Source organism: Clostridium aestuarii, assembly GCF_026735135.1.
GTDB lineage: Bacteria > Bacillota > Clostridia > Clostridiales > Clostridiaceae > Clostridium_H > Clostridium_H aestuarii.
The window spans coordinates 140,507-162,067 of sequence record NZ_JAPQER010000005.1 but is presented as its reverse complement, the minus strand read 5'-3'; the positions used below and the strand labels follow the sequence as shown (position 1 = coordinate 162,067).

At 28.8% G+C, this 21,561-nt stretch carries 20 protein-coding genes, 1 pseudogene and 1 other annotated feature; of the genes and pseudogenes, 4 read left to right on the top strand and 17 right to left on the bottom strand.

Features of this window, described 5'->3' with window-relative positions:
• Positions 1–215: 215 nt before the first annotated feature.
• The 4 genes from OW763_RS12570 to OW763_RS12555 form a co-directional block, all read right to left on the bottom strand.
• Complete coding sequence (locus OW763_RS12570; protein ID WP_268041486.1) at positions 216–1,496, bottom strand: 2-hydroxycarboxylate transporter family protein; 1,281 nt, start codon at positions 1,494–1,496, stop codon at positions 216–218.
• Between the two features lie 84 nt (positions 1,497–1,580).
• Positions 1,581–2,753, bottom strand: coding sequence for an NAD(P)-dependent malic enzyme (locus OW763_RS12565; RefSeq protein ID WP_268041485.1), 1,173 nt, complete (start codon positions 2,751–2,753; stop codon positions 1,581–1,583).
• 192 nt (positions 2,754–2,945) lie between these two features.
• Complete coding sequence (locus OW763_RS12560) at positions 2,946–3,620, bottom strand: response regulator (protein WP_268041484.1); 675 nt, start codon at positions 3,618–3,620, stop codon at positions 2,946–2,948.
• 1 nt (position 3,621) lies between these two features.
• The gene (locus OW763_RS12555) at positions 3,622–5,208 is read right to left on the bottom strand and encodes an ATP-binding protein (RefSeq protein WP_268041483.1); all 1,587 of its coding nucleotides are present in this window, start codon (positions 5,206–5,208) and stop codon (positions 3,622–3,624) included.
• A gap of 782 nt (positions 5,209–5,990) precedes the next feature.
• On the opposite strand from OW763_RS12555, the gene OW763_RS12550 reads away from it, so the two are divergent.
• Complete coding sequence (locus OW763_RS12550) at positions 5,991–6,635, top strand: undecaprenyl diphosphate synthase family protein (RefSeq protein ID WP_268041482.1); 645 nt, start codon at positions 5,991–5,993, stop codon at positions 6,633–6,635.
• Positions 6,636–6,869: 234 nt separating this feature from the next.
• Here OW763_RS12550 and OW763_RS12545 read toward each other — a convergent pair whose 3' ends face one another.
• The 8 genes and pseudogenes from OW763_RS12545 to OW763_RS12510 form a co-directional block, all read right to left on the bottom strand.
• A complete protein-coding gene (locus OW763_RS12545; RefSeq protein WP_268041481.1) occupies positions 6,870–7,532 on the bottom strand; it encodes a 3-oxoacid CoA-transferase subunit B in 663 nt (220 codons plus the stop codon).
• A gap of 28 nt (positions 7,533–7,560) precedes the next feature.
• The gene (locus OW763_RS12540; RefSeq protein WP_268041480.1) at positions 7,561–8,268 is read right to left on the bottom strand and encodes a CoA transferase subunit A; all 708 of its coding nucleotides are present in this window, start codon (positions 8,266–8,268) and stop codon (positions 7,561–7,563) included.
• Between the two features lie 576 nt (positions 8,269–8,844).
• Positions 8,845–9,288: pseudogene (lspA, locus tag OW763_RS12535) on the bottom strand (signal peptidase II); the annotation flags it as partial.
• Positions 9,289–9,691: 403 nt separating this feature from the next.
• Positions 9,692–10,486: an ABC transporter ATP-binding protein gene (locus tag OW763_RS12530; RefSeq protein ID WP_268041479.1), complete on the bottom strand. Its 795-nt coding sequence runs from the start codon at positions 10,484–10,486 to the stop codon at positions 9,692–9,694.
• A complete protein-coding gene (locus OW763_RS12525) occupies positions 10,449–11,363 on the bottom strand; it encodes an ABC transporter permease (RefSeq protein WP_268041478.1) in 915 nt (304 codons plus the stop codon). Before OW763_RS12525 ends, OW763_RS12530 begins: the two co-directional genes overlap by 38 nt.
• Positions 11,363–12,385, bottom strand: a complete 1,023-nt coding sequence (locus OW763_RS12520) for an ABC transporter substrate-binding protein (protein ID WP_268041477.1) — start codon at positions 12,383–12,385, stop codon at positions 11,363–11,365. The genes OW763_RS12525 and OW763_RS12520 overlap by 1 nt, the downstream gene beginning before the upstream one ends.
• A 274-nt stretch (positions 12,386–12,659) precedes the next feature.
• Entirely contained in the window at positions 12,660–13,076 is a 417-nt protein-coding gene (locus OW763_RS12515; protein WP_268041476.1) for a HutP family protein, read from the bottom strand.
• 93 nt (positions 13,077–13,169) lie between these two features.
• Positions 13,170–14,006, bottom strand: coding sequence for a CvfB family protein (locus OW763_RS12510; protein ID WP_268041527.1), 837 nt, complete (start codon positions 14,004–14,006; stop codon positions 13,170–13,172).
• A gap of 416 nt (positions 14,007–14,422) precedes the next feature.
• Between OW763_RS12510 and OW763_RS12505 the strand changes: the two genes are divergently transcribed.
• On the top strand, positions 14,423–14,755 hold the full coding sequence (locus OW763_RS12505; protein ID WP_268041526.1) for a flagellin: 333 nt from the start codon (positions 14,423–14,425) through the stop codon (positions 14,753–14,755).
• Between the two features lie 85 nt (positions 14,756–14,840).
• Positions 14,841–15,569, top strand: a complete 729-nt coding sequence (locus OW763_RS12500) for an HAD-IB family hydrolase (RefSeq protein ID WP_268041475.1) — start codon at positions 14,841–14,843, stop codon at positions 15,567–15,569.
• A 69-nt stretch (positions 15,570–15,638) separates the two neighbouring features.
• Here OW763_RS12500 and OW763_RS12495 read toward each other — a convergent pair whose 3' ends face one another.
• From OW763_RS12495 to OW763_RS12480, 4 genes are all read right to left on the bottom strand, one after another.
• Entirely contained in the window at positions 15,639–16,619 is a 981-nt protein-coding gene (locus tag OW763_RS12495) for a YeiH family protein (protein WP_268041474.1), read from the bottom strand.
• Positions 16,620–16,706: 87 nt separating this feature from the next.
• The gene (locus OW763_RS12490; protein WP_268041473.1) at positions 16,707–17,609 is read right to left on the bottom strand and encodes a LysR family transcriptional regulator; all 903 of its coding nucleotides are present in this window, start codon (positions 17,607–17,609) and stop codon (positions 16,707–16,709) included.
• Positions 17,610–17,728: 119 nt separating this feature from the next.
• Positions 17,729–18,643, bottom strand: coding sequence for a branched-chain amino acid transaminase (locus OW763_RS12485; RefSeq protein WP_268041472.1), 915 nt, complete (start codon positions 18,641–18,643; stop codon positions 17,729–17,731).
• 260 nt (positions 18,644–18,903) lie between these two features.
• Positions 18,904–19,101: a binding site (T-box leader), on the bottom strand.
• Positions 19,102–19,170: 69 nt separating this feature from the next.
• A complete protein-coding gene (locus OW763_RS12480) occupies positions 19,171–19,371 on the bottom strand; it encodes a 4Fe-4S binding protein (protein WP_268041471.1) in 201 nt (66 codons plus the stop codon).
• A gap of 192 nt (positions 19,372–19,563) precedes the next feature.
• Between OW763_RS12480 and OW763_RS12475 the strand changes: the two genes are divergently transcribed.
• Positions 19,564–19,857 (top strand): hypothetical protein, encoded by a 294-nt coding sequence (locus tag OW763_RS12475; protein ID WP_268041470.1) that lies wholly within the window; start codon positions 19,564–19,566, stop codon positions 19,855–19,857.
• Between the two features lie 33 nt (positions 19,858–19,890).
• Here OW763_RS12475 and ilvB read toward each other — a convergent pair whose 3' ends face one another.
• A complete protein-coding gene (gene ilvB, locus OW763_RS12470; protein ID WP_268041469.1) occupies positions 19,891–21,561 on the bottom strand; it encodes a biosynthetic-type acetolactate synthase large subunit in 1,671 nt (556 codons plus the stop codon).

Below are 21,561 nucleotides of genomic sequence, written 5' to 3'. Positions count from 1 at the left end.
TTATATTCTATTTTTACATTATTTTTCATTAAATAGCATAAATTATATCTATATAGCTTAAAAACATATACTTTTTTTAAACAAAAAACTAAAAATAATCTGTGTAACTCTATCATTGTAATACGTTATAATCATATTACTTATTTAGAATTTACACAGATTATTTTTTACTTTTTAGCTAATACTAATTATTTTAAAATTTAATGGATTTTAAATCACAAGAAAATTCTTAACAATGTGCTGGCGAGAATCAATATGAATGCTCCCCCAATACGAGATGATATTTGAGCAAATGGCATAAGTTCCATCCTATCTGATGCTGATAGAACTGCTACATCTCCAGTACCTCCCATGTTAGCCATACATAATCCTGCTGTAATAGCTGATTCTATTGGATAGAAACCTACTAATTTTCCTCCAATTCCACCACCTATTGTTGCTCCTATAATTACAACCATTACAAGTATAATATACTGCCAGCTAAAAGCTGCTATAACTTGTGAAAGATTTGTATATGCAATTCCTATTCCCATAAGAAGTGCTCCTGTTAAATTACTCATTACAAATTGGAACCATTGTTTTGCTGCAAGTTCATATTTTCTTGGAATAACTCCTGACATTTTCATTGCTGCAACCGTTATAATCATCCATGCATATGTGTGAATTGTTGGTAAAAACTTATTTACTATGCTACCAAAAGTATAAAATGTTACTGCCATTAATAATCCTATGCCCATCATCTTTAAATCTATTTTATTATCTTCTTCTTCTTCAATAACAACTTCACTTTCAGTTTTCATAAGTTTTCCATTTCCAGTCAAACTAGGCTTTATTTTTCCTAATTTATTTAATAACCCTCCTGTTACTATTGCCATTGCATTACCAAGCGCTACTGCTGGCACCATAATTGATAACATTTGTGCTGGATCTGCTGCCAATGCTTCTCCAAAAATTTTTGATAATGGAACTGCACCTGCTCCCATTCCTCCACCTATAATCGGAATACCTATATAAAATATTGCTTTTTGTGCACCATATCCGATAAGTGCTCCAACTATTCCTACAAATGCAAGTGCTACCGCTACTGAGCATATAATTGCTGGTAAATATCTAACCGACGCCTTTATAAGAAGCTTTCTCTTCATCCCTAAAATACTACCTGTTATAAGTGCTGCAATATAAAAATTTAAAAATCCCCCAGCTTTCATAAAGGTTGTAACATTTTCAACTGCTGTTTTAGGAAGTACATTATATGTTACAAGTGCTGCAGAAGCAAAAATAATTACAATTGGTCCTCCACCTAAGAAAGTATTAACTATAGGCGTTTTATTGCCTATTTCATTAAATATTGCTCCGACTACCATCATTAGTGCAAGTGCACCAATCATTCCTTTAGGTAATTTACCTAAAACTGTTGCCACAAAAATTACTGCTGCTATAATACCAAAAGCCGCAATAGGAAGTCCCATTATTTTATATCCTTCGTTTTTGCTCATACTTTTTCCTCCTTATTTTTTTATAATAATATCAGCATGAAAAATGCAAATATGCTGATATTAAATTCTTTTGTTAAATGTTCGCTATGCTCTAGCTATTCCTGATTCTCTAGCTACTCTAGCTACTTCATTTGCAACGGTTTCTGCTACCTTTTCATTAAATGCACCTGGTATTATATAGTCCTCATTCAATTCTTCATCTGTAACTATTTGGGCTACTGCTTTTGCTGCTGCTATCTTCATTTCTTCAGTAATATCTGTTGCTCTAACAGATAATGCGCCTTTGAAAATTCCTGGAAATACCAAAACATTATTTATTTGATTTGGAAAATCAGATCTTCCTGTTGCAACTACTCTTGCTCCTCCACGTTTAGCTTCATCTGGCATTATCTCTGGAGTTGGATTAGCCATAGCAAATATTATAGAATCATCATTCATAGTTGATACCATTTCTTCATTTAATACATTTGGTCCTGAAACACCTATAAATACATCTTTTCCTTTTATTATGTCTTTTATGGTTCCTTCTTCAAAATTCCTATTAGTAACTTTAGCTATTATTTTTTGTGCTTCATTCATCCATTCAGCACCTTCTACTAAAGCTCCCTTTTTGTCACACATAACTATATTTTTAGCACCAGCTAAAAGCAGTAGCTTACAAATAGAAATTCCTGCTGAACCAGCTCCATTTATAACAATCTTAGCTTCTTCTAAATTTTTATTAACTACTTTTAATGCATTTAAAAGTCCTGCTAAAACTACTATTGCAGTACCATGTTGGTCATCATGAAACACTGGAATATCTAATTCTTCCTTTAGTCTTCTTTCAATTTCAAAGCATCTTGGTGCTGAAATATCTTCTAAATTTATTCCTCCAAAAGTTGGCGCTAAATATTTTACAGTTTTGACTATTTCATCTACATCTTTTGTATCTAAACAAATTGGGAAAGCATCTATTCCTCCAAATTCTTTAAATAAAATTGCTTTACCTTCCATAACTGGCATTGCGGCTTCTGGTCCTATATCACCAAGTCCCAATACTGCTGTTCCATCTGAAACTACTGCTACTAAATTTCCTTTTGACGTATATTTGTAAACGTTATCGAGTTTTTCATGGATTTTTTTACAAGGTTCAGCCACACCTGGAGTATAAGCAATACTTAGATCGTCTCTGTTTTTAACAGAGATTTTTGAAACCACTTCTATTTTCCCTTTATTCTTTTCATGCATTTTTAAACTTAATTCTTTGTAATCCATTTCAAGTACCTCCTAAAAATTTTTCTTCTTGTCTATATTTTAATTTACAACACTAAAAAAAAATACATTTAGAAATTAATCTAAATGTTTTGTAAATAAAGTTATTATCGTTATCTTATTAACGTTATTTTTTTGACATTTCAGAATATTTTGTAGTCATTCAAACTTAGACTTAAAACTTAATATTCTATATTACACCTTATATATATATCTGCTACTTGGTCTTCCTATTGCTCCATACTCAATATCACACATTATTTCCCCACTCGATTCCATATATTCCATGTATCTTCTTATTGTTACTCTACTTAGCTTTAAATTCTTTGCAATCTCTTCATTTGTATAATATTTATCAACATGATCTTTCATAAAACTTCTTATTCTTTCTAACGTTCTTCTATTTAATCCCTTTGGAAGCTCTATTTGTAAATTTAATTTACTTTGATTTGTAATTTTATCAATGTCATTTTGACTCATAATATTTTTTTTATTAAGCAATTCATATCTCATGCGTACTCTTTCAAGTGCTTCTTTAAATCTTTCATATTCAAAAGGCTTAATAAGATAATCCACTGCACCAAGAGTTAAAACTTCATTTAATTTATCCGTATCCTGAGCAGCAGTAACCATTATTACATTAATCATACTAGTTTGTATTCTCATTTTTTTTAAAAGCTCTATACCATCAAGTTTAGGCATATAAATATCTAAAATAATTAAATCTATCTCATCATTCTTTATTTTTTCCAGTGCCTCTTCCCCATTTGTACAAACTCCTATAACTTTAAATTCTCCCACACTTTCAGTATACTTTTTATTTATTTGTGCTACCATAGGATCATCTTCCACTATTAGTACTTTAATCATTTTATTCCTCCTTTGGAATCGTAATTGTAAACTTTGTTCCACTTCCTATTTGAGAAGACATCTCTATTTTTCCATTTAAATTTTCTACAGTCTCAGCTACAATTGAAAGTCCTCTTCCCCTATTTCCCTCTTTTGTTGAAAAACCTCTTACATATATTTGAGATAAATTTTCTTGCTTAATTCCTATGCCTGTGTCACTTACACAAATAACTATTTTGTTTTTCATTTCTTTTATCAGTACATTTATAATTTTATTGTCATTATTACTTAAATTTAATGCTTCTATAGAATTTTCTATTAAGTTCCCTATTATGGTAATAAATGCACTACTTGAAATTTTCCCACCTCTCTTTTTCAAAACACTTTCTGCATCTAAATACAAGTCTATTCCTCGTTCTTTAGCTCTGCTTATTTTTCCCAGCATAAGTGCTGCAATAGTAGGTTCTTCAATTTTTTTCACAACTCTACTTATTTTTTGCTGCTGTTCTCTACTTTGATTAATTATATATTTTTTTGCTTCTTCAATTTCATTTATTTGAATTAAACCTAAAACAACATGCAGTTTATTCATGAACTCATGAGTATTAGCCCTTAATGCTTCAACTACCTGCTTCACCCCTGTTATTTCTTCTGCAAGCCTTGTAACTTCAGTTTTATCTCTAAATATAGCTACAGCACCTAATATTTTTTTTCCTTCTTTTATAGGAATCCTACTTCCCACTATAATAGCTTCCTCTATAGACATTTCCTTATTATATTCTGCCTCACCTTTTTCCATTACCATAGGAAGCCTAGAATTAGGGATTACATTTAGTATGTTATTTCCTATTACATTTTCATTTTTTATATCCAACATTTCTATAGCTTTATTATTAAGGTGAGTTACTTTTAAATTTTCGTCCACCGCAATTATCCCTTCTGACATTGCATTTAAAACCTCTTTTTTTTGAATATATAATTTTGTTATTTGTTCTGGTTCAAATCCTAAAAGAGTATTTTTTATACTTTGGGATAATAAAACAGCACCTATAATACCTATGATAAATCCTAATAATGAAATAAATATTACTGTAGATATAGCTTCAACTTTTTCTTTTTCTATACTTTTTGTTAAGGTACTTGCCATAACAAACCCCAATTGATTCCCATTATTATCCACAACTGGTACAAACGCTCTTAGTTGTCTTCCTAATGTACCTACTGCCTCTGATATATAGTTTTCTCCTTTTTTTATAACTCTTTTTTCATCTCCACCAACAAAATACAACCCTACTTTATGAAAATCAGGATGAGCATAACGTTTACCATTAATGTCAGCAACTACAAGTATATCTATCTTTTCAGTATTCTTTAATATGGTTTCTATATACTTCTGAACATCTTCTGCTGTTCTTTTATTTAATAAAGAATTTATTACTATTGGAGAATGAGCAGTAATTTGAGCAGTATTCATAATACTAACTTCAATCTCTTTTTTTATACTGGAAATTCTAAATCTTGCAATAACCGCAGTAGTTATTATTAATGAAACAAATATTACCGCTATATTCATAAGAGTTATTTTAGTTTGAAGCTTTAGTTTTTTCATACTTCCACACCTTTTTCTATATTTTTAAAATATATTATAATTTATCATTGCACAAGCTTTTTTTTATATTATACTTTATTTACATAAATTTCGTTTGTTTTTATCAGTAAATTTATAAATTTTAATTGGATAAATTGCATAATTAAAAATTATATATATACATAAGATTTGTTGTAAAAAATTTATTAAATTTAGATATAAACTTGTTTAACATTTTTGTATTTTCACTCTTTATATATTCTTCCTCTATATTATCCTGTGATGCTAATATATTTAATATCTCCATCTATAGTTTTATTTAAGCTAGTTTCATATCTATTTTTAATTTTTTTTCGTATTTCATAATTATAGTTATTATTTATAACAAAAGTAACATAAATCTTAAAATTACTTTTAAATAATAAATATTCAATATAAACAAATTAATTTTCTCTATCTAAAAAATAAATCAAAATTAAAATATACAGCAAAAAAATACAGTTAAATTTTAATTTAACTGTATTTTTTTTATATAGCTGTATAAATAAGTTCATCATATTAGTTATACTGAATAATTTTATCATATATTGGAAAAACTTTATGTTATAAAGAGGATTCTTTGCTTTAAGTGGAATTTTGAAGTTTTTACTCCATCTGAAACTTAGAAACCTTTATGTAAGATCATAGAATCGATTAACTCACGCCTATATAGACGAGAGTCGACGGTAGACATCAGATAAATAAAGCGAATTCAGTCGGTGTATGGGATACTACACTAGATATAAATGAAAGGTGAGAATTGTATGAGAATTCCAAAACACATAGGTATTATACCAGATGGAAATAGACGTTGGTCTATAAATAACGGATTATCTAAAGAAACAGGATATACATATGGGCTAGATCCTGGTTTGATTTTATTTAACTTATGTAGAAAAATAGGCATTAAAGAAATAACATACTATGGTTTTACTACAGATAATGCTAAAAGACCTAAAACACAAAGAAAAGCTTTTACACAAGCTTGCATTAAAGCAGTTAAGATTTTAAGTAAAGAAGATGCAGATTTGCTAGTATTAGGAAACTATAACTCTCCTATGTTTCCAAGCGAACTGTTACCTTATACGAAACGTCAAACCTTTGGTAAAGGTGGTACTAAGGTGAATTTTCTAGTTAACTATGGTTGGGAATGGGATCTAAGTAATTTAAATCATAACAATAGCAGTAATAGAAAAAAAATAACTAATTTATTAAAATCTAATGATATATCTAGAGTCGATCTTATAATTAGGTGGGGTGGTAGAAGACGTCTAAGTGGATTTTTACCTGTTCAATCTATATACTCAGATTTTTATGTAGTTGATGAATATTGGCCAGATTTTAAACAAGAACATTTCTATAAAGCGCTTAATTGGTATAATACTCAAGATATAACACTTGGAGGATAACTTAATATAAGAATATTGTACAACAATATTCTTATATTTAATAGTGAATAGTGAAGGAAAGAATTAAGCAGAGCTTAATTCTGAATCCGCAATTGAAATTTGTTACAATGTGCATAGTCAACTTTGCTGCTATAATTGTAGTTTTGCATTAGCAAAATATCCTTCACTTTCCACTTTCAATTCTCAATTTTTAACTAAAAAGTGCGTCGCACTTTTCTTATATTATGTATAATATTAAAAGCTCATTGTTTTAACATCATCTGGTATGATTAAGTCTGCTTCAGTTTTTAAAACAACTTCTTCAACAGTAGTTTCTGGTGCTATTTCTTTTAAAACTAGTCCCTTTTCAGTCACTTCAATAACTGCTAATTCAGTAATAATTAAATCAACTGCATTTTTAGCTGATAAATTCATTGTACATTTTTTTAAAATCTTAGGAGCTCCATTTTTTGCATTATGAGTAATAGTAACTACTATTTTTTTAGCTCCAACCAATAAATCCATTGCTCCTCCTGGTCCTGGACCATAAGCATTTTCGGTATAAGGTAATGCCCAATTTGCAATATTGCCTTCTTGATCTACTTCCAAAGCTCCTAATACAGTCATATCTAAATGACCACCTCTTATCATAGAAAAAGATGTTTGAAGATCAAATATGGATGTATCTAAAACACGAGTTATTGGATCACCTGCTGCATTACAAAAACATTGTTCTACTTCATTTACTTCTGGATTAGGTCCAAATCCTAAAATTCCATTTTCTGATTGAAGAGTTACATCAACTTCTTCTGCTATATAATTAGCTGCTAAAACAGGTATACCGATACCTAAATTTACAAACATTCCATCTTTAAATTCTTGTGCCGCTCTTCTAGCTATTCGTTCTCTTGCATTCATATTAATTCCTCCTCTATTTTATGATTTTTTAATAAATTCCTTTAGTTTTACACATTTCTATAGTATTTTTTTTATATTCTTCATCTTTATATCCTAAACAAATTACATCTACAAAAATACCTGGAGTACCTATTTCCTCTCCTACTAATTCTCCTACCTCAACTATTTCCTCAACCTCAGCAATAGTAATATCTGCAGCCATTGCCATAATTGGATTGGCATTTGGAGTTCCTTTATATACTATATTACCTTTTTTATCTGCTTTAAATCCTTTTATTATAGCCACATCTGCTCTAATTGGAGTTTCTAATAAATATTCTTTTCCATTTACTGTGATTTTTTGTTTTCCTTTTTCTAATACCGTACCAATACCAGTTGGTGTTAAAACTCCTCCTAATCCTGAACCTCCACATCTTATTTTTTCAATAAACGATCCCATAGGATAATATTCTACTTCTACATCTCCGTTTTTATACTGCTCAACAGCTCTAGGATTTGTCCCATAATGAGATACAATAGCCTTCTTAACTAATTTTTTTTCAAAAAGCGCACCTAAATCATAATCAAAAAAAGAATTTGCTGTTGCAATAAGAGTTAAATCTTTTTTTTCTTGATTTGCAACTTCCCTAAGCGCACATATAGGCGCATTGCACCCAAAAAAGCCTCCCACCATTATACTTGAATTGTCTTTAACATACTTTTCTATAGCTTCCTGCATTTTTAAAATTTCTGTCATTTTTCTTCCTCCTTTTATAAATTTATGTATTTTAATCTTTAAAAGCATCACTAACATTTAAAACATATAACTAATATTCCATTTAATTGTTAAGTTATTTTAATATAATTGATATTTGAAAATATGTTAATATTATAACATTGTTTATGTCATTTTTCCACATTAATCATTTTTTTTTAAAATTTTACACATCATATCCTATGTATGAAAATGCTTCTAAAAAATTTTTTTGCACCTGATTAAATCACATAATTAATTTATGTATATTAATACCCCTTGTTTTTCAGTATTTCGCTATACTTTTTTTAAGTTTTCATTATATAGTATATCACAATTTTGTTTTTTATGCTTATATAATCTTCAAATATCATAAATAGCCTATTTAAAAAATAAATAAATAAACAATGTTAATTTTATAACATTGTTTAACTAACGTAGTAATTCATATTGTAAAAGAATAAAAGAATCTTAGCTTTCCAAACTAAGATTCTTTTATTCTCTCTAAATAACTTTTAAGTTTCTTAAAAGCACTCCCTTTATATGTTAAAATACCTTTTCAAATATTTTCTCTACATACTAAAACAATAAATTAAAAAATATTAAAAGGCTGCCACTTAAAATAAAGAAATCTGCTATATTAAAAACAGGAAAATTTTTCACCTTAAAATATATAAAATCTATTACATATCCATGTATTATTCTATCAATTAAATTCGATATTCCACCGCCTATCATAAAAGCAAGACCTATTTTAAGACTTATACCACCAACATTTTCTAATAAAACTATTAAATAGATTAATGCAGCAAGTAGAAGAATAATACTGATTCTAATTATAAATTCTATATGTCCTGTTAAAATGCTAAAAGCTGCTCCACTATTTTTAGTTATAGATAATTCTATTTTATTGTTTACTATTTCTAATTTTCTATCATCTTGTAATCCTTTACACACCGCAGCCTTACTCATTCTATCTAAGGCTATTATAATAATCATACCTATCCAACAAAACATCATTTTATTATCCTCCTTCTGTTTTAATACATATAAATTTTATATTATAATTAAATAAATTAATTTAATTATATATTTACTTTTATTAAACTTATATTAGTTAAATTTTTAACTTTGAATTTCACATGCCATACATTGACTTTAATAAACATTATTACAATCAGTAATTTTATGTAGTATTTGTATGATATATTTTAATTTGTTTGAATTTATTCTCAATAATATTATTTTAATAATATTATTATACCTTTTATTCTTTGCATTTTCTGAATATTTCAATCTTTCTATTTCTTTCTGTAAATATAATATATCATATCGGTTGTTTGTTTGTCAACTATTTAACAATCATTTTTGCATAAAATGGATATTGATTCTAAAAATCAACATCCATTCACTTTTATATTATTTTTTAAGAAAATAACGCTCTATCACTAATTAAATCCTCTTCTTTATTGTTTTCAAAGCATTTCAGCAACTTGTTTATAGTAAATTGTCTTTTTTCTTCACCACTAACATCCAAAATAATTTCTCCCTGGTGAAACATTATAAGCCTGTTTCCCAATTTTATAGCATGATTTAAATTATGAGTTACCATAAGCGTTGTTATACCCTTTTCATGCACTATATTCTTTGTAATCTCAATTATTTTTTCCGAAGTTTTAGGATCCAATGCTGCCGTATGCTCATCCAATAATAAAAGCTTAGGATTTGCCATAGCAGTCATTATAAGAGAAAGTGCCTGTCTTTGTCCCCCTGATAGAAGCCCAACCTGTGTATACAGTTTATCTTCAAGACCAAGTTCAAGACTTGAAAGTATTTTTTTAAAATATGGAATGTTTTTCTTGTCAACACCAAAACCAAGTCCAAATTTTTTACCTTTATTATAAGCCATAGACATATTTTCAAGAATATTCATAGACGGTGACGTACCTTTTGAAGGATCTTGAAATACTCTGCCTATAAATTTATTACATTTATATTCAGCAAGCTTTGTAATTTCATTATCTTGCAATACTATACTACCATCATCTGCTGGTATTGTTCCAGCTATCATATTTAATAGTGTAGATTTTCCTGCACCGTTACTGCCTATTATTGTTATAAACTCTCCTTCATTTACACTTAAATTAAGTCCACTAAAAATTTTATTTTCGTTTACTGTATTTTTATTGAAGACTTTGTACAGATTTTGTATTTGCAACAACAGTCTTCACCTCACTTTTCTCTCTTTTTGCTCTATTAAAATTAAAGTTTACATTATTAGTTCCTAATACAATAATAACTATAACCGCAGTCATAAATTTTAAATCTGAAGGTGGAAGTCCAATTCTAAGTGATCCTCCAATAGCAATCTTATACAAAATTGCTCCCATTAGTGCCATAGTTGTTGCTTTAACAAATTTCAAATTTTTAAGTATAGCTTCACCTAATATTACAGCTGCAAGTCCTATTACTACTGTACCTGTGCCCATTCCTACTGCTGCATAGCCTTGATGCTGCGCCATTATAGAACCTCCTAATGCTACTAACCCATTTGAAACCATAAGTCCTACAATCTTAACAGTATCTTTATTAACCCCCAACGAAGTAACAAGCTGCTCATTATCTCCAACTGCCTTTAACATAAATCCTAATTTTGTTTTTAAAAATAAATCTAGAACTACCTTTACTCCAATTGCAAATAATCCTACGAGCACTACAGGGCTTATAATTGATACCTTTGTAAAAATCGTCTCAAATTTGAAAAAAGATATATTAGATTTACCCATTATTCTTAAATTAATAGAATACAATCCTATCATTACAAGAATTCCTGAAAGTAAATTTGTTATTTTTAATTTTACATGTAATAATCCGGTTATAGCTCCTCCCAACATACCTACTAAAATAGAATAAATGCATGTTTGAAATGGATTCACCCCTTTTGATAAACACACAGCTGTAACTGCTGCTCCTAGCGGAAACGTTCCATCTACTGATAAATCTGGGAAGTCCAATATTTTATACGTAATATAAACCCCTAATGAAACTATAGCAAAAATAAATCCCTGCTCTAATATATTTACTAAAAATCCAAGCATTATTCTACGCCCCCTGTTACCATTTCTGCTTTTAAAACCAACTCTTCTAGAATCTGTATTTTAAGCTTTTTAGCTGCATCTTCATTTATAACTACCGATGTTTCTTTTTGAGTTTCAACTGGTATTTCTGATGGTTTTGTTCCTTTTAATATTTTGACAGCTTTAAGCCCTGTTTCATATCCAAGTTGATGATAACTTATGCCTTCCGTTGCTAGTGCTCCTGCTTTTACATGAGCACTTTCAGCACCTATAACAGGTATGTTTTTCTTAAAACATTCTTTAGTGATAATCGGCATAGCTGATGCAATCATATTATCTTTTAATGTATACATTACATCTACTTTGCTTAATATAGATTCTAAAGCTTGCGGAATCTCATTTTCACTTGTAATACCTTGAGTTATTATTTTGAAATTAAAATCAGACGCAAATTTTTCAGCTTCTTCCACCTGAATCTCTGAATTCACTTCACTTGTATTATATATGATTCCTATTTTTTTAGCAGTAGGCACTAACTTATTTATAATCTTAAACTGTGCATCTATCGGCGCTGCATCTGAAGTCCCTGTTACATTTGTACCTGAATTTTCTAGTGAATTTACAAGACCTGCTTCTACTGGATCAGTAACTGCCGTTATTGCGATTGGAATATTACACTTAGCTTTTAATGTAGCATTATATGCAGCTTGAGCTGATGGAGTTGATATTGCTAAAATCAAATCAACTTTATCATTAACAAACTTATCAGCAATAGTTTGAGTTGTTGGCATATCACCTTGAGCATTTTGAAAATCTATTTTTACATTTTTACCTTCTTCATAATTATTTTCTTTTAAAGCTTGAATAAATCCTTCTCTTGCAGAATCTAAAGCTGGATGCTCAACTATTTGAGTAATTCCTATTTTTATAATATTTTCTTTTGCTTCCTCTTTGCCCTTAGATGCTTTCGTATTGCCACACCCACCTAAAACACTTACTAATAATAACCCTGAAACTAGAATTGAAATTTTTTTACCTACCATACTACCATCCCCCTTAAATATAAAAAAATAAAAACTCTTCGTAGAAGAGTTTTTTGTATGCTTATTAAAGTAATGTATTTTTAAACATACATTACTTAATAATCTCTAATATCTCCTACCAAACTTCTATACTACTATTTTTTAACGAAAATCTTTTAAATAATTAATTTTCCAAACTACTATCCTTCTTTAAATCTCTTCCTACCATTCTACTAATTTCAGTATGTAAATTTCTTATATTTTACATTACATTTATACATTTGTCAACTGTTTATTATTTCTCAGGTATTGAACGGTGTCCAAGACCAATAACCACCTCATTTAAATGAAGAAGCCCTATACTCATAAAAATACATACACTTATGTGTTCACCAGCTCTTGCTATACCTATCTTTCCTCCTACATTAAGTCCATTAGCTTTAGCAGAAACCTGCATAATAGCTTCTCTTGCTGCTCCAACTACAGCACCGTCATGGACATGGCAATCTTTTATAATGCCCGTACGTTTTGAAGCTACTAATGCTCTTTCCATTATTTTCGGTATAGATTCGTTAAGATTTCCACCAATATCTACTGCAGCCGTTAAAATATTCTCATTTTTAAAACATTCTTCCAATCTTTTCTCTTCATTTCTTTCAGAGGTAGCCATTCTTATTGCCGCTTTTGCTACTTCCATACTCTTAGCTTTCATTTTGTCACCTCAAATATTTATTTTATCTATATAGTTTATTATATAATTATATTTAATTACCCACATTAATGTTACACTATTTTAAATTAAATTTTATTTTAATCTCAAACCTTTTTCTACTTGTTCAATTTTCCCTTCCTTTAATAATCTTCCTACAGCTCTTTTAAAAGCTGCCTTGCTCATTTTTAATCTATCTTTAATTTCTTCTGGCTTACTTTTATCATTAAGTGGAAGAATTCCATCATATTTTTTTATCTTCTCTAAAATCATATCAGCATCAATATCCATTTGCTTATAAGCTTCTTCTCTAGTTGATAAATCAAGTTTCCCATCACTTCTAACTCTTACAACCCTACATTCTAACTCTTCACCAACTTTAATTTCACGAAAACATTCAATTTTAGGTATAAGCCCTCTATATTTATTATCTATAGCTACTAACACACCAATCTCTTGACTTACTGAATATACAGTCCCTTTTACAGTATCATTCTTTTTATATGGGCTATCTGTTCTTAAAAACTTACCTATATAAGTTGTAGCTGTTAATCTATTACTTTTATCAATATACATAACCACTAGATACTTTTTTCCTGGATAAACCTTATATTTTTGTTCTTTAAAAGGCAATAATAAATCTTTTTCTAATCCCATATCTAAAAAAGCACCTATTTCTGTAGTTTGCTTAACCTCTAAAGCAGCCACCTCATCTACCTGAATTAAAGGCTTTTTCTTTGTTGCAATAAGTCTATCTTCTGAATCTCTGTATATAAATACCTCTACTTCGTCTCCCTCTTTCATACCATCTTCTAATTGACTATTAGGAAGTAATATATTGTCATTAGTATCCTCTGTGCCTGCATCTAAATATGCTCCTATTTTAGCTAAATTGGAAATTTTTAAATTTTGCACTTTACCTATTTCTATCATCATTAAATTCCACCTTTTTTCATATTGTAATTAATTATTTTTATTTTAATCAGCAAATCACACAATTTCTTCTAATATAAATATTTAGGCATACTAGTAAAATATGCTTCTTTATTTTAATCTATATTACTATTCATAGTCAACTTGTATACAATATATTTTTTCAATAGATTCAATTAATATTTATGTTATTTATATTATTTACATTTATTCTATATATAATTTAACAATATCATTCACAATATCACCATTTCTTTGAATCCTAATATATTTCTTGTATATAAGTACTTAGTCTTATTTGCAAATCCCTTATTTTATATAAAAAACATCTAAAATACTCAAATAATTAAATTTAAATTCATATATATAAGTAAAACCTAATTTTTTCATAATGTAAGGAAGTGTTTATTGTGAACATGAAAATAAATCATACTATTCCAATTTCATACAAAAACCATACTGCATCAAAAAATATTTCTCACTCAAACAAAAAAAATCAAATTAAAAATTCTTGTATGAAAATTACTCATAAAAACGTAGCAATTCCAAAATATAAAATAAAAGATATAAATACCGCAAAGCAAACATTGGAATTCACTAAAAATCAAATCTTAATACAAGCTCAAATGGCACTAATGGTTCAATCTAACCTCATTCCTCAAAGAATACTAAAAATTTTAAATGATAATGATGATACAACATACAAAGTACATTCAACTAAAAAAACATTACTTCATTTTACAAAATAGCTATATCTTAAATATTAAATTTATTGTATAATAAATATTAAAAAATTTACTATTATCTTTATACAATAATGAGAGGATGATAAACATGAGCAAAACTATAGGAGCATTTTTTGATATAGACGGAACTCTATATAGAGAAGGTCTAATAACTGAAATTTTTAAGAAATTAATCAAATCAGAAATAATAGCACCTGAACGTTGGTATAACGATTTAATTAATGATTATGTTAAATGGGATAAAAGAATAGGTAATTACGATGATTATCTTTTAAAAATGGCAAAAATATATATCGATGCGGTAAAAGGACTTCATAAAACTCAAGTAGAATTTATTGCAAAAAAAGTTATCGATCAAAAAGGTGACAGGGTATATACTTATACTAGAGATATGATAGCTTGGCACAAGTCACAAGGACATAAGGTTATAACTATATCTGGAAGTCCTGAGGAATTAGTTCGAGAAATGGCTTTAAAACACGATTTTGATAATTATATTGGCACAAAATACAAAACAGATGCTGCAAATTATTATACTGGCGAAATAACTCCTATGTGGGACAGCATAAACAAGAAAAAAGCAATACAATATTTTATTGATCAATATAATATTGATTTAGATCAAAGCTATGCATATGGTGATACTACTGGAGATTTTACTATGCTTAAATCAGTTAAATATCCAACCGCAATTAATCCTACACGCGAATTATTATCCAAACTTTTAGATGATCCAAGCACTAGAGAAAAAGTAAAAATAATTGTAGAAAGAAAAGATGTTGTATACAAATTAGATGCTGAGTCTATACATCTATAAGAAAAGTGCAATGCACTTTTCTTATAGATGACAATTAATATTTGAGAATATTGCTTCTCAATATTCTACTTAAATAAACTTTGTAATAACTAAAAATGTAGTTGTTGAGCTAATTAAGAACAGTACACATCCTATAATTAAAGCCTTAATACCTTTGTTCTTAATACTTTGAAAATCTACTGAAAGTCCCATTCCTACCATAGACATAAGTATAAACAATGAACTAATTTTTATCAATATATCAAGTATTGCTTTAGGAACCATTCCAGTAGAATTTATAACTCCTGCAATAACAAAATATAATACATACATAGGAAATTTAATTTTTTTACCACTCTCACTATCTTTGTTATATATATAACCTAAAATCACCGATACTGGTACTAACATAACTACCCTTGCCATTTTGACAAAAGTACCGACTATTTTTGCTTCCTCTCCTTTTGCTCCAGCAGCTGCAATAGCATGCGCAACTCCATGAAGAGATATTCCCGACCAAACTCCATATTGAGTATTTGTCATACTGTTTCCTAACGCTACAGCCGAATACACCAAAACTCCTATAGCTCCTAAAAAACTAACTATAGACACTGCTACTACCGAATCATCATCTTCAGCATTTATGCTTGGAGCTAATGCTACAACTGCTGATGCACCACATATACATGATCCTACACCTATTAATGTGCTTAGTTTATCGTTACATTTAAATACTTTACCTAGTATAGTCGCTAATATTAAAATACTTGGTACAAAAATTAAAACCATAATCAAAACCTTTGGTCCTAATTTTAAAAGTGAATTAAAATTAAGCTTAAATCCTAAAAGAACAATTCCGAATTTTAATAGTTTTTTTAATGAAAACTGTACTCCATTTTTAAATACTTGTTGAGTTTTTATAGTATTATTATAAATAATACCTATTATTATACCAATAGTTAAAGCTTCTAAGTTTATAACGTTTTTTAATGAATTATTTAAACCCATTGATAAAATAGAAATTAAAAACACAAAAATAACTCCTGGTATCATCTTTTTTATTCTTTCCATATCAATCACCTCTGAAAGAATTATAACAAATCTTTTACATAATTAAAAATTATGATTTATTATAGTTTCATAAATATTTATTATACTTTAGGAGATTGTATTTGAACAAAATTTCATAAATTCTTTTAACGAATCATTTATGCTTCTTTCTAAATATACAAAATTAAATTCTCTATAAAAACAAATTCTATCTAATTTTTTATTCTTCATAGGTATTATTTTTATAGTTTCATTGTTACATTCTCTCTGTATGGCTGTTTTTGAAATAATTGTATATCCTAAATTAGCTTCAACTAGTGCTTTAATTGCATCAATACTTCCAATTTCCATATATATGTTTAAATCTTTAGGGGTGTACCCCTCTTCAACCAGAGTATTTTCAAAGTATTTTCTTGTTCCAGAACCTTCCTCTCTTAAAATAAGTTTTCCTTTAAAGATTTCCTCAATTTCAACGTATTTTTTTTGAGCAAATTCATGTTTAGGCGAAACCGCTAAAACTAATTCGTCCTCTTTTAATTTTTTGTATTTAAATTTATTTCTATCAAAAGGTCCTTCAACCACTCCTAAATCTATTTCTTCTCTTAATATTTTTTTTAAAATTTCTTGTGTATTATTTACAGTCAAAATCACTTCAATATTAGGATATTTTTCTTTGTACTTACCTAAAATATATGGAAGCACATATCCTCCTATTGTTAAAGTCGCTCCTATATTATATTTTTTTTCTATAGCCGTTTTATTTCTTAGTTTTTTATATATACCTCTTTCTTTTAATTCTATTTCTTTAACATATTTTAAAAATTCTTCACCCTCTTCTGTCAGTTCTATACTTCTCCCTTTCTTCTCTATAAATTTAACTCTATAGTATTCTTCTAAAAATTTTATATGTTGAGATACAGCTGGCTGAGTTAAATTTAATATTTGAGCAGCTCTCGTATAGTTCTTAATTTTAGCTACAGTAAGAAAAGTTATTAATCTGGTATCTAGCATAATTTTCTCCTCTATTCATAAATTAGCATTTTCACAAAACATAAATTTAAAGACCATAAATATATTTTATGGTATATTTATGGTCTTATATACTATTTTAAATTTCACACTCTAAGGTCTTAATATACTGGAGTACAAAAATGACTATATTTAGGATCTTTCCCTGTTGTAATACTAAAAAATAATTCTTTAATTTTTTTAGAAATATAACCCGGTTTTCCATCGCCTATCACTCTATTATCAACTTCCACAACTGGAGTTACTTCCATTGCTGTACCACTAAAGAACACTTCATCAGCAGCATAAAGTTCTGTTCTTGATATACTTCTTTCAACAACCTCTATACCTAACTCCTTCTCCGCAAGTGTCATTACAGTATCTCTTGTTATACCTTCTAATATATTATCTGAAATAGATGGTGTTATGATTTTGCCACGTCTTACTATAAAAATATTTTCTCCTGGTCCTTCACAAACATGCCCACTCTTAGTTAAAAATATAGCTTCATCATATCCATTTTTAGTTACTTCCAAAGACGCTAAAGCTGAATTCAAATAAGCAGCTGTTGCTTTTGTTCTAGGTGGAAGCATATTATCCTCTAATCTAGTCCAAGAAGTCACTGCAACTTTAAGTCTATCTTTCCCTGTATAACTTCCTAGTGGCTGACAATAAATAAGTATTCTATCATCGTCATCATTAAGTGTAGGTCCTATAGAATCCGCGCCTTTATAAGCCATAGGTCTTATATAAGTTATAGTTTTAAAATTATTTTTTCTTAATAATTTAATTGTTGCATCTATAAGTTGTTCTATTGTGTAAGGAATGTTGATATTTAATGTTTTACAAGATTGAAGAAGTCTTTCATAATGTTCTTTTAACCTAAAAACATAAAGCTGTTGAGTTTCTTCATCCCAGTAAGCTCTTATACCCTCAAAACACGCAAGCCCATAATTGAACGCTTTGCATCTTATACTTATATTAACCTCACTTTCTTTAACTATTTCTCCTTGATAAAATACATAAGATTGATTCATAATTAAAAGCCCCTTTCTTTTCTTAACCCTATTTAAGTATTTTTTTAAATTTAAATAACACCTCATTTTATATTGATAGATTTAATTACCCCTAATTAAATCTATCAATTGAAACTTAGTTTCAAATATAGTTTGTACTGCGTATGAATCTAAATTTAATTTATCTATAAGTTTAATAGCACTTATCTCCTTTAGCATAATTAAAAATCTTATAAATAGTTAGCTAACAAATAAAAATGTTTAATAAAAAAAGACTCTTCCCATGAGGCGAAAAGTCTTTTATCGCGTTACCACTCAATTTTATTGTTCTTTTTATAACGGCATTGCCGGCACAGCTTACTACCATTTCAGCTTGCAATTCCAGGGTGATTTTCAACAATTTGTTATCTATGGGTTCTCAGCTTATCCCACTCTCTTTAAGACACTTACTGCCTACTCGTCCCTATCACTATTTTTAATAAAATATAATTTTATTGAGATGTATTTTATCATTTATTCGCTTATATGTCAATATATTTTTCTTTTATTTATTTCATAACAACCGCACCTCTAGGGCAAGCCGAAATACATTTTGTACATCCAATACATTTATCCTTATTCACAACTGCAGTTCCAAATGAAAATAAACCTTTTTTATCCTGTACCACTGCTTTTACAGGACAAACTTTTTTTACTGGACAAAACGGTGATCTATCACATTGATTTGGATTTATATAAGCTTTTTTCATTATTAATCCCTCCAATAATCTTAATATACCCCTAATAGGTATATTAAGATTATACTACCTTCTCAAATTATTTTCAATTAATTTTCTACTGTTTTATCCTATAAAACATATTTTAATTTTGTTCTAAATTTTAAAATAAACGTATTATTATTTTACCCTTTGGCAATACTGCTAAATAAGGAGTGATTTAATATGTCTAATATGCCTAAAAATCCAAATTACTCATTCAATAATGATGTACTAAAGCTAAATTTGATAACAACTATAAACAATAGTTCTTCTCCACTAAATAAATTAATTGAGAACGGTTCTTTACAAATTAATAGCATAGATTTTTTCCCAGAAGAAAATGAATTAAAAATTGATTTAGAAAGCAATAATAAAAATAATACAAACATCGTAAATGAATTTAAAACCCTCATATCTGATACACTATATAGCAATTTAAATCCATTTTCTGATAAAAAACATATCAAAAGACCATAAAGATGGAATGTTTTTCATTTATGGTCTTTTTTATCAATTTCCTATCATATTATTTATCACTTCTCCTGGTGGTACTATTGGTAAGACTCTTTCAATAGCATCTATTTGGCATTCGATAAGCACAGGTTCATTAAGATTCAAAGCAGTATTAAGTATATCTTTTACTTCTTCATTTTTTGTAATTCTCATGGACTTTATTCCATAAGCCTCTCCAAGTTTTACAAAATCTACTTCATTTTCAAATATAGTATGTGAAAATCTTTGTTTATAAAACATATCCTGCCATTGTCTAACCATTCCTAGACAATTATTATTCAAAACCAACTGAATTAATGGTATTTTAGTTCTAGCTATTGTAGCTAATTCAACTGAATTCATTTTAAAACTTCCATCTCCTGCTACATTTATAACTTTTTTATCAGGCTGTCCTACTGCTGCTCCTATTGCTGATCCAAGTCCAAATCCCATAGTTCCAAGTCCCCCAGAAGAAATAAATGTTCTCGCCTTTAAATATTTAAAATATTGTGCAGCCCATATTTGATTTTGACCTACTTCTGTGCAAATAATACAATCACCTTTTGTAAGTTCGTAAAGCTGTTCTATAACATATTCAGGATTTAGCCCTTCTGTCTTATTATACTTTAATGGATGTTTCTCTTTCCATTTCTGTATTTGTAAATTCCATTCCCCTTCTTTTTTTTCTTCTACAGCTTCAATAAGCATATTCAAAACATCTTTTACATCACCATTTAAAGGAACATCTGTATTTACATTTTTGCCTAACTCCACTTTATCTATGTCTATATGAATAATTTTAGCTTCTGGTGCAAATCCTTCTACTTTACTAGTAACTCGATCACTAAAACGTGCACCTACTGCAATCAACAAATCACAATTTGTTATAGCATGATTTGAGCAATAAGTTCCATGCATCCCACTCATACCAGTATAATATTTGTGATTTCCTGGAAAACATCCCAACGCCATTAATGTGCATGTAACAGGCGCTTTTATTTTTTCTGAAAAATCAGTCAATTCTTTGCAGGCAGCAGAAGCATTTACGCCTCCGCCTGCATAAATAATAGGCTTTTTTGATGAATTTATCAAATTTACTGCTTCTTTAATTTTCAAATATAATTCCTTACTATTTACAGAATAATTTCTATCTTCTTTGTTTTCTTTAAAAGCTTCTTTTTCGCAATAAACTTCTGCTATTTGGATATCTTTAGGAATATCTACGAGTACTGGTCCTGGTCTACCTTCCTTAGCTATTTTAAAAGCTTCTTTAATTATTGAAGGTAAGCTATTTACATCTTCAACTATATAATTTTTTTTAGTTATTGGTTTTGTAATTCCTGTTATATCTACCTCTTGAAAAGCCGCCTTACCTATATATGCAGTTGGTACCTGCCCTGTAAAAACCACCATAGGTACTGAATCTGCATATGCAGTTGCTATACCAGTAACTGTATTTGTAGCTCCAGGTCCAGAAGTTGCAAGCACCACCCCAACTTTTCCAGTTGCCCTTGCATATCCATCAGCGGCATGAGCAGCCCCTTGCTCATGTGCTGTTAGAATATGCTTTATTTTATTTTCATCATATAATGCATCATAAATTGGAAGTACCGCCCCACCCGGATATCCAAAAATTATTTCCACCCCTAATTGTTTTAAACATTTTAATAATAACTTAGCCCCATTCAT

Excerpts from the sequence above, each read along its gene's own strand:
- OW763_RS12545 (WP_268041481.1), bottom strand. The coding sequence starts at position 7,532 with ATGAATGCAAGAGAACGAATAGCTAGAAGAGCGGCACAAGAATTTAAA.
- OW763_RS12490 (WP_268041473.1), bottom strand. The coding sequence starts at position 17,609 with ATGCTAGATACCAGATTAATAACTTTTCTTACTGTAGCTAAAATTAAG.
- OW763_RS12550 (WP_268041482.1), top strand. The coding sequence starts at position 5,991 with ATGAGAATTCCAAAACACATAGGTATTATACCAGATGGAAATAGACGT.
- OW763_RS12495 (WP_268041474.1), bottom strand. The coding sequence starts at position 16,619 with ATGGAAAGAATAAAAAAGATGATACCAGGAGTTATTTTTGTGTTTTTA.
- OW763_RS12565 (WP_268041485.1), bottom strand. The coding sequence starts at position 2,753 with ATGGATTACAAAGAATTAAGTTTAAAAATGCATGAAAAGAATAAAGGG.
- OW763_RS12555 (WP_268041483.1), bottom strand. The coding sequence starts at position 5,208 with ATGAAAAAACTAAAGCTTCAAACTAAAATAACTCTTATGAATATAGCG.
- OW763_RS12500 (WP_268041475.1), top strand. The coding sequence starts at position 14,841 with ATGAGCAAAACTATAGGAGCATTTTTTGATATAGACGGAACTCTATAT.
- OW763_RS12505 (WP_268041526.1), top strand. The coding sequence starts at position 14,423 with ATGAAAATAAATCATACTATTCCAATTTCATACAAAAACCATACTGCA.
- OW763_RS12510 (WP_268041527.1), bottom strand. The coding sequence starts at position 14,006 with ATGATAGAAATAGGTAAAGTGCAAAATTTAAAAATTTCCAATTTAGCT.
- OW763_RS12480 (WP_268041471.1), bottom strand. The coding sequence starts at position 19,371 with ATGAAAAAAGCTTATATAAATCCAAATCAATGTGATAGATCACCGTTT.
- OW763_RS12560 (WP_268041484.1), bottom strand. The coding sequence starts at position 3,620 with ATGATTAAAGTACTAATAGTGGAAGATGATCCTATGGTAGCACAAATA.
- ilvB (WP_268041469.1), bottom strand. The coding sequence starts at position 21,561 with ATGAATGGGGCTAAGTTATTATTAAAATGTTTAAAACAATTAGGGGTG.
- OW763_RS12570 (WP_268041486.1), bottom strand. The coding sequence starts at position 1,496 with ATGAGCAAAAACGAAGGATATAAAATAATGGGACTTCCTATTGCGGCT.
- OW763_RS12540 (WP_268041480.1), bottom strand. The coding sequence starts at position 8,268 with ATGACAGAAATTTTAAAAATGCAGGAAGCTATAGAAAAGTATGTTAAA.
- OW763_RS12475 (WP_268041470.1), top strand. The coding sequence starts at position 19,564 with ATGTCTAATATGCCTAAAAATCCAAATTACTCATTCAATAATGATGTA.
- OW763_RS12520 (WP_268041477.1), bottom strand. The coding sequence starts at position 12,385 with ATGGTAGGTAAAAAAATTTCAATTCTAGTTTCAGGGTTATTATTAGTA.
- OW763_RS12525 (WP_268041478.1), bottom strand. The coding sequence starts at position 11,363 with ATGCTTGGATTTTTAGTAAATATATTAGAGCAGGGATTTATTTTTGCT.
- OW763_RS12485 (WP_268041472.1), bottom strand. The coding sequence starts at position 18,643 with ATGAATCAATCTTATGTATTTTATCAAGGAGAAATAGTTAAAGAAAGT.
- OW763_RS12515 (WP_268041476.1), bottom strand. The coding sequence starts at position 13,076 with ATGAAAGCTAAGAGTATGGAAGTAGCAAAAGCGGCAATAAGAATGGCT.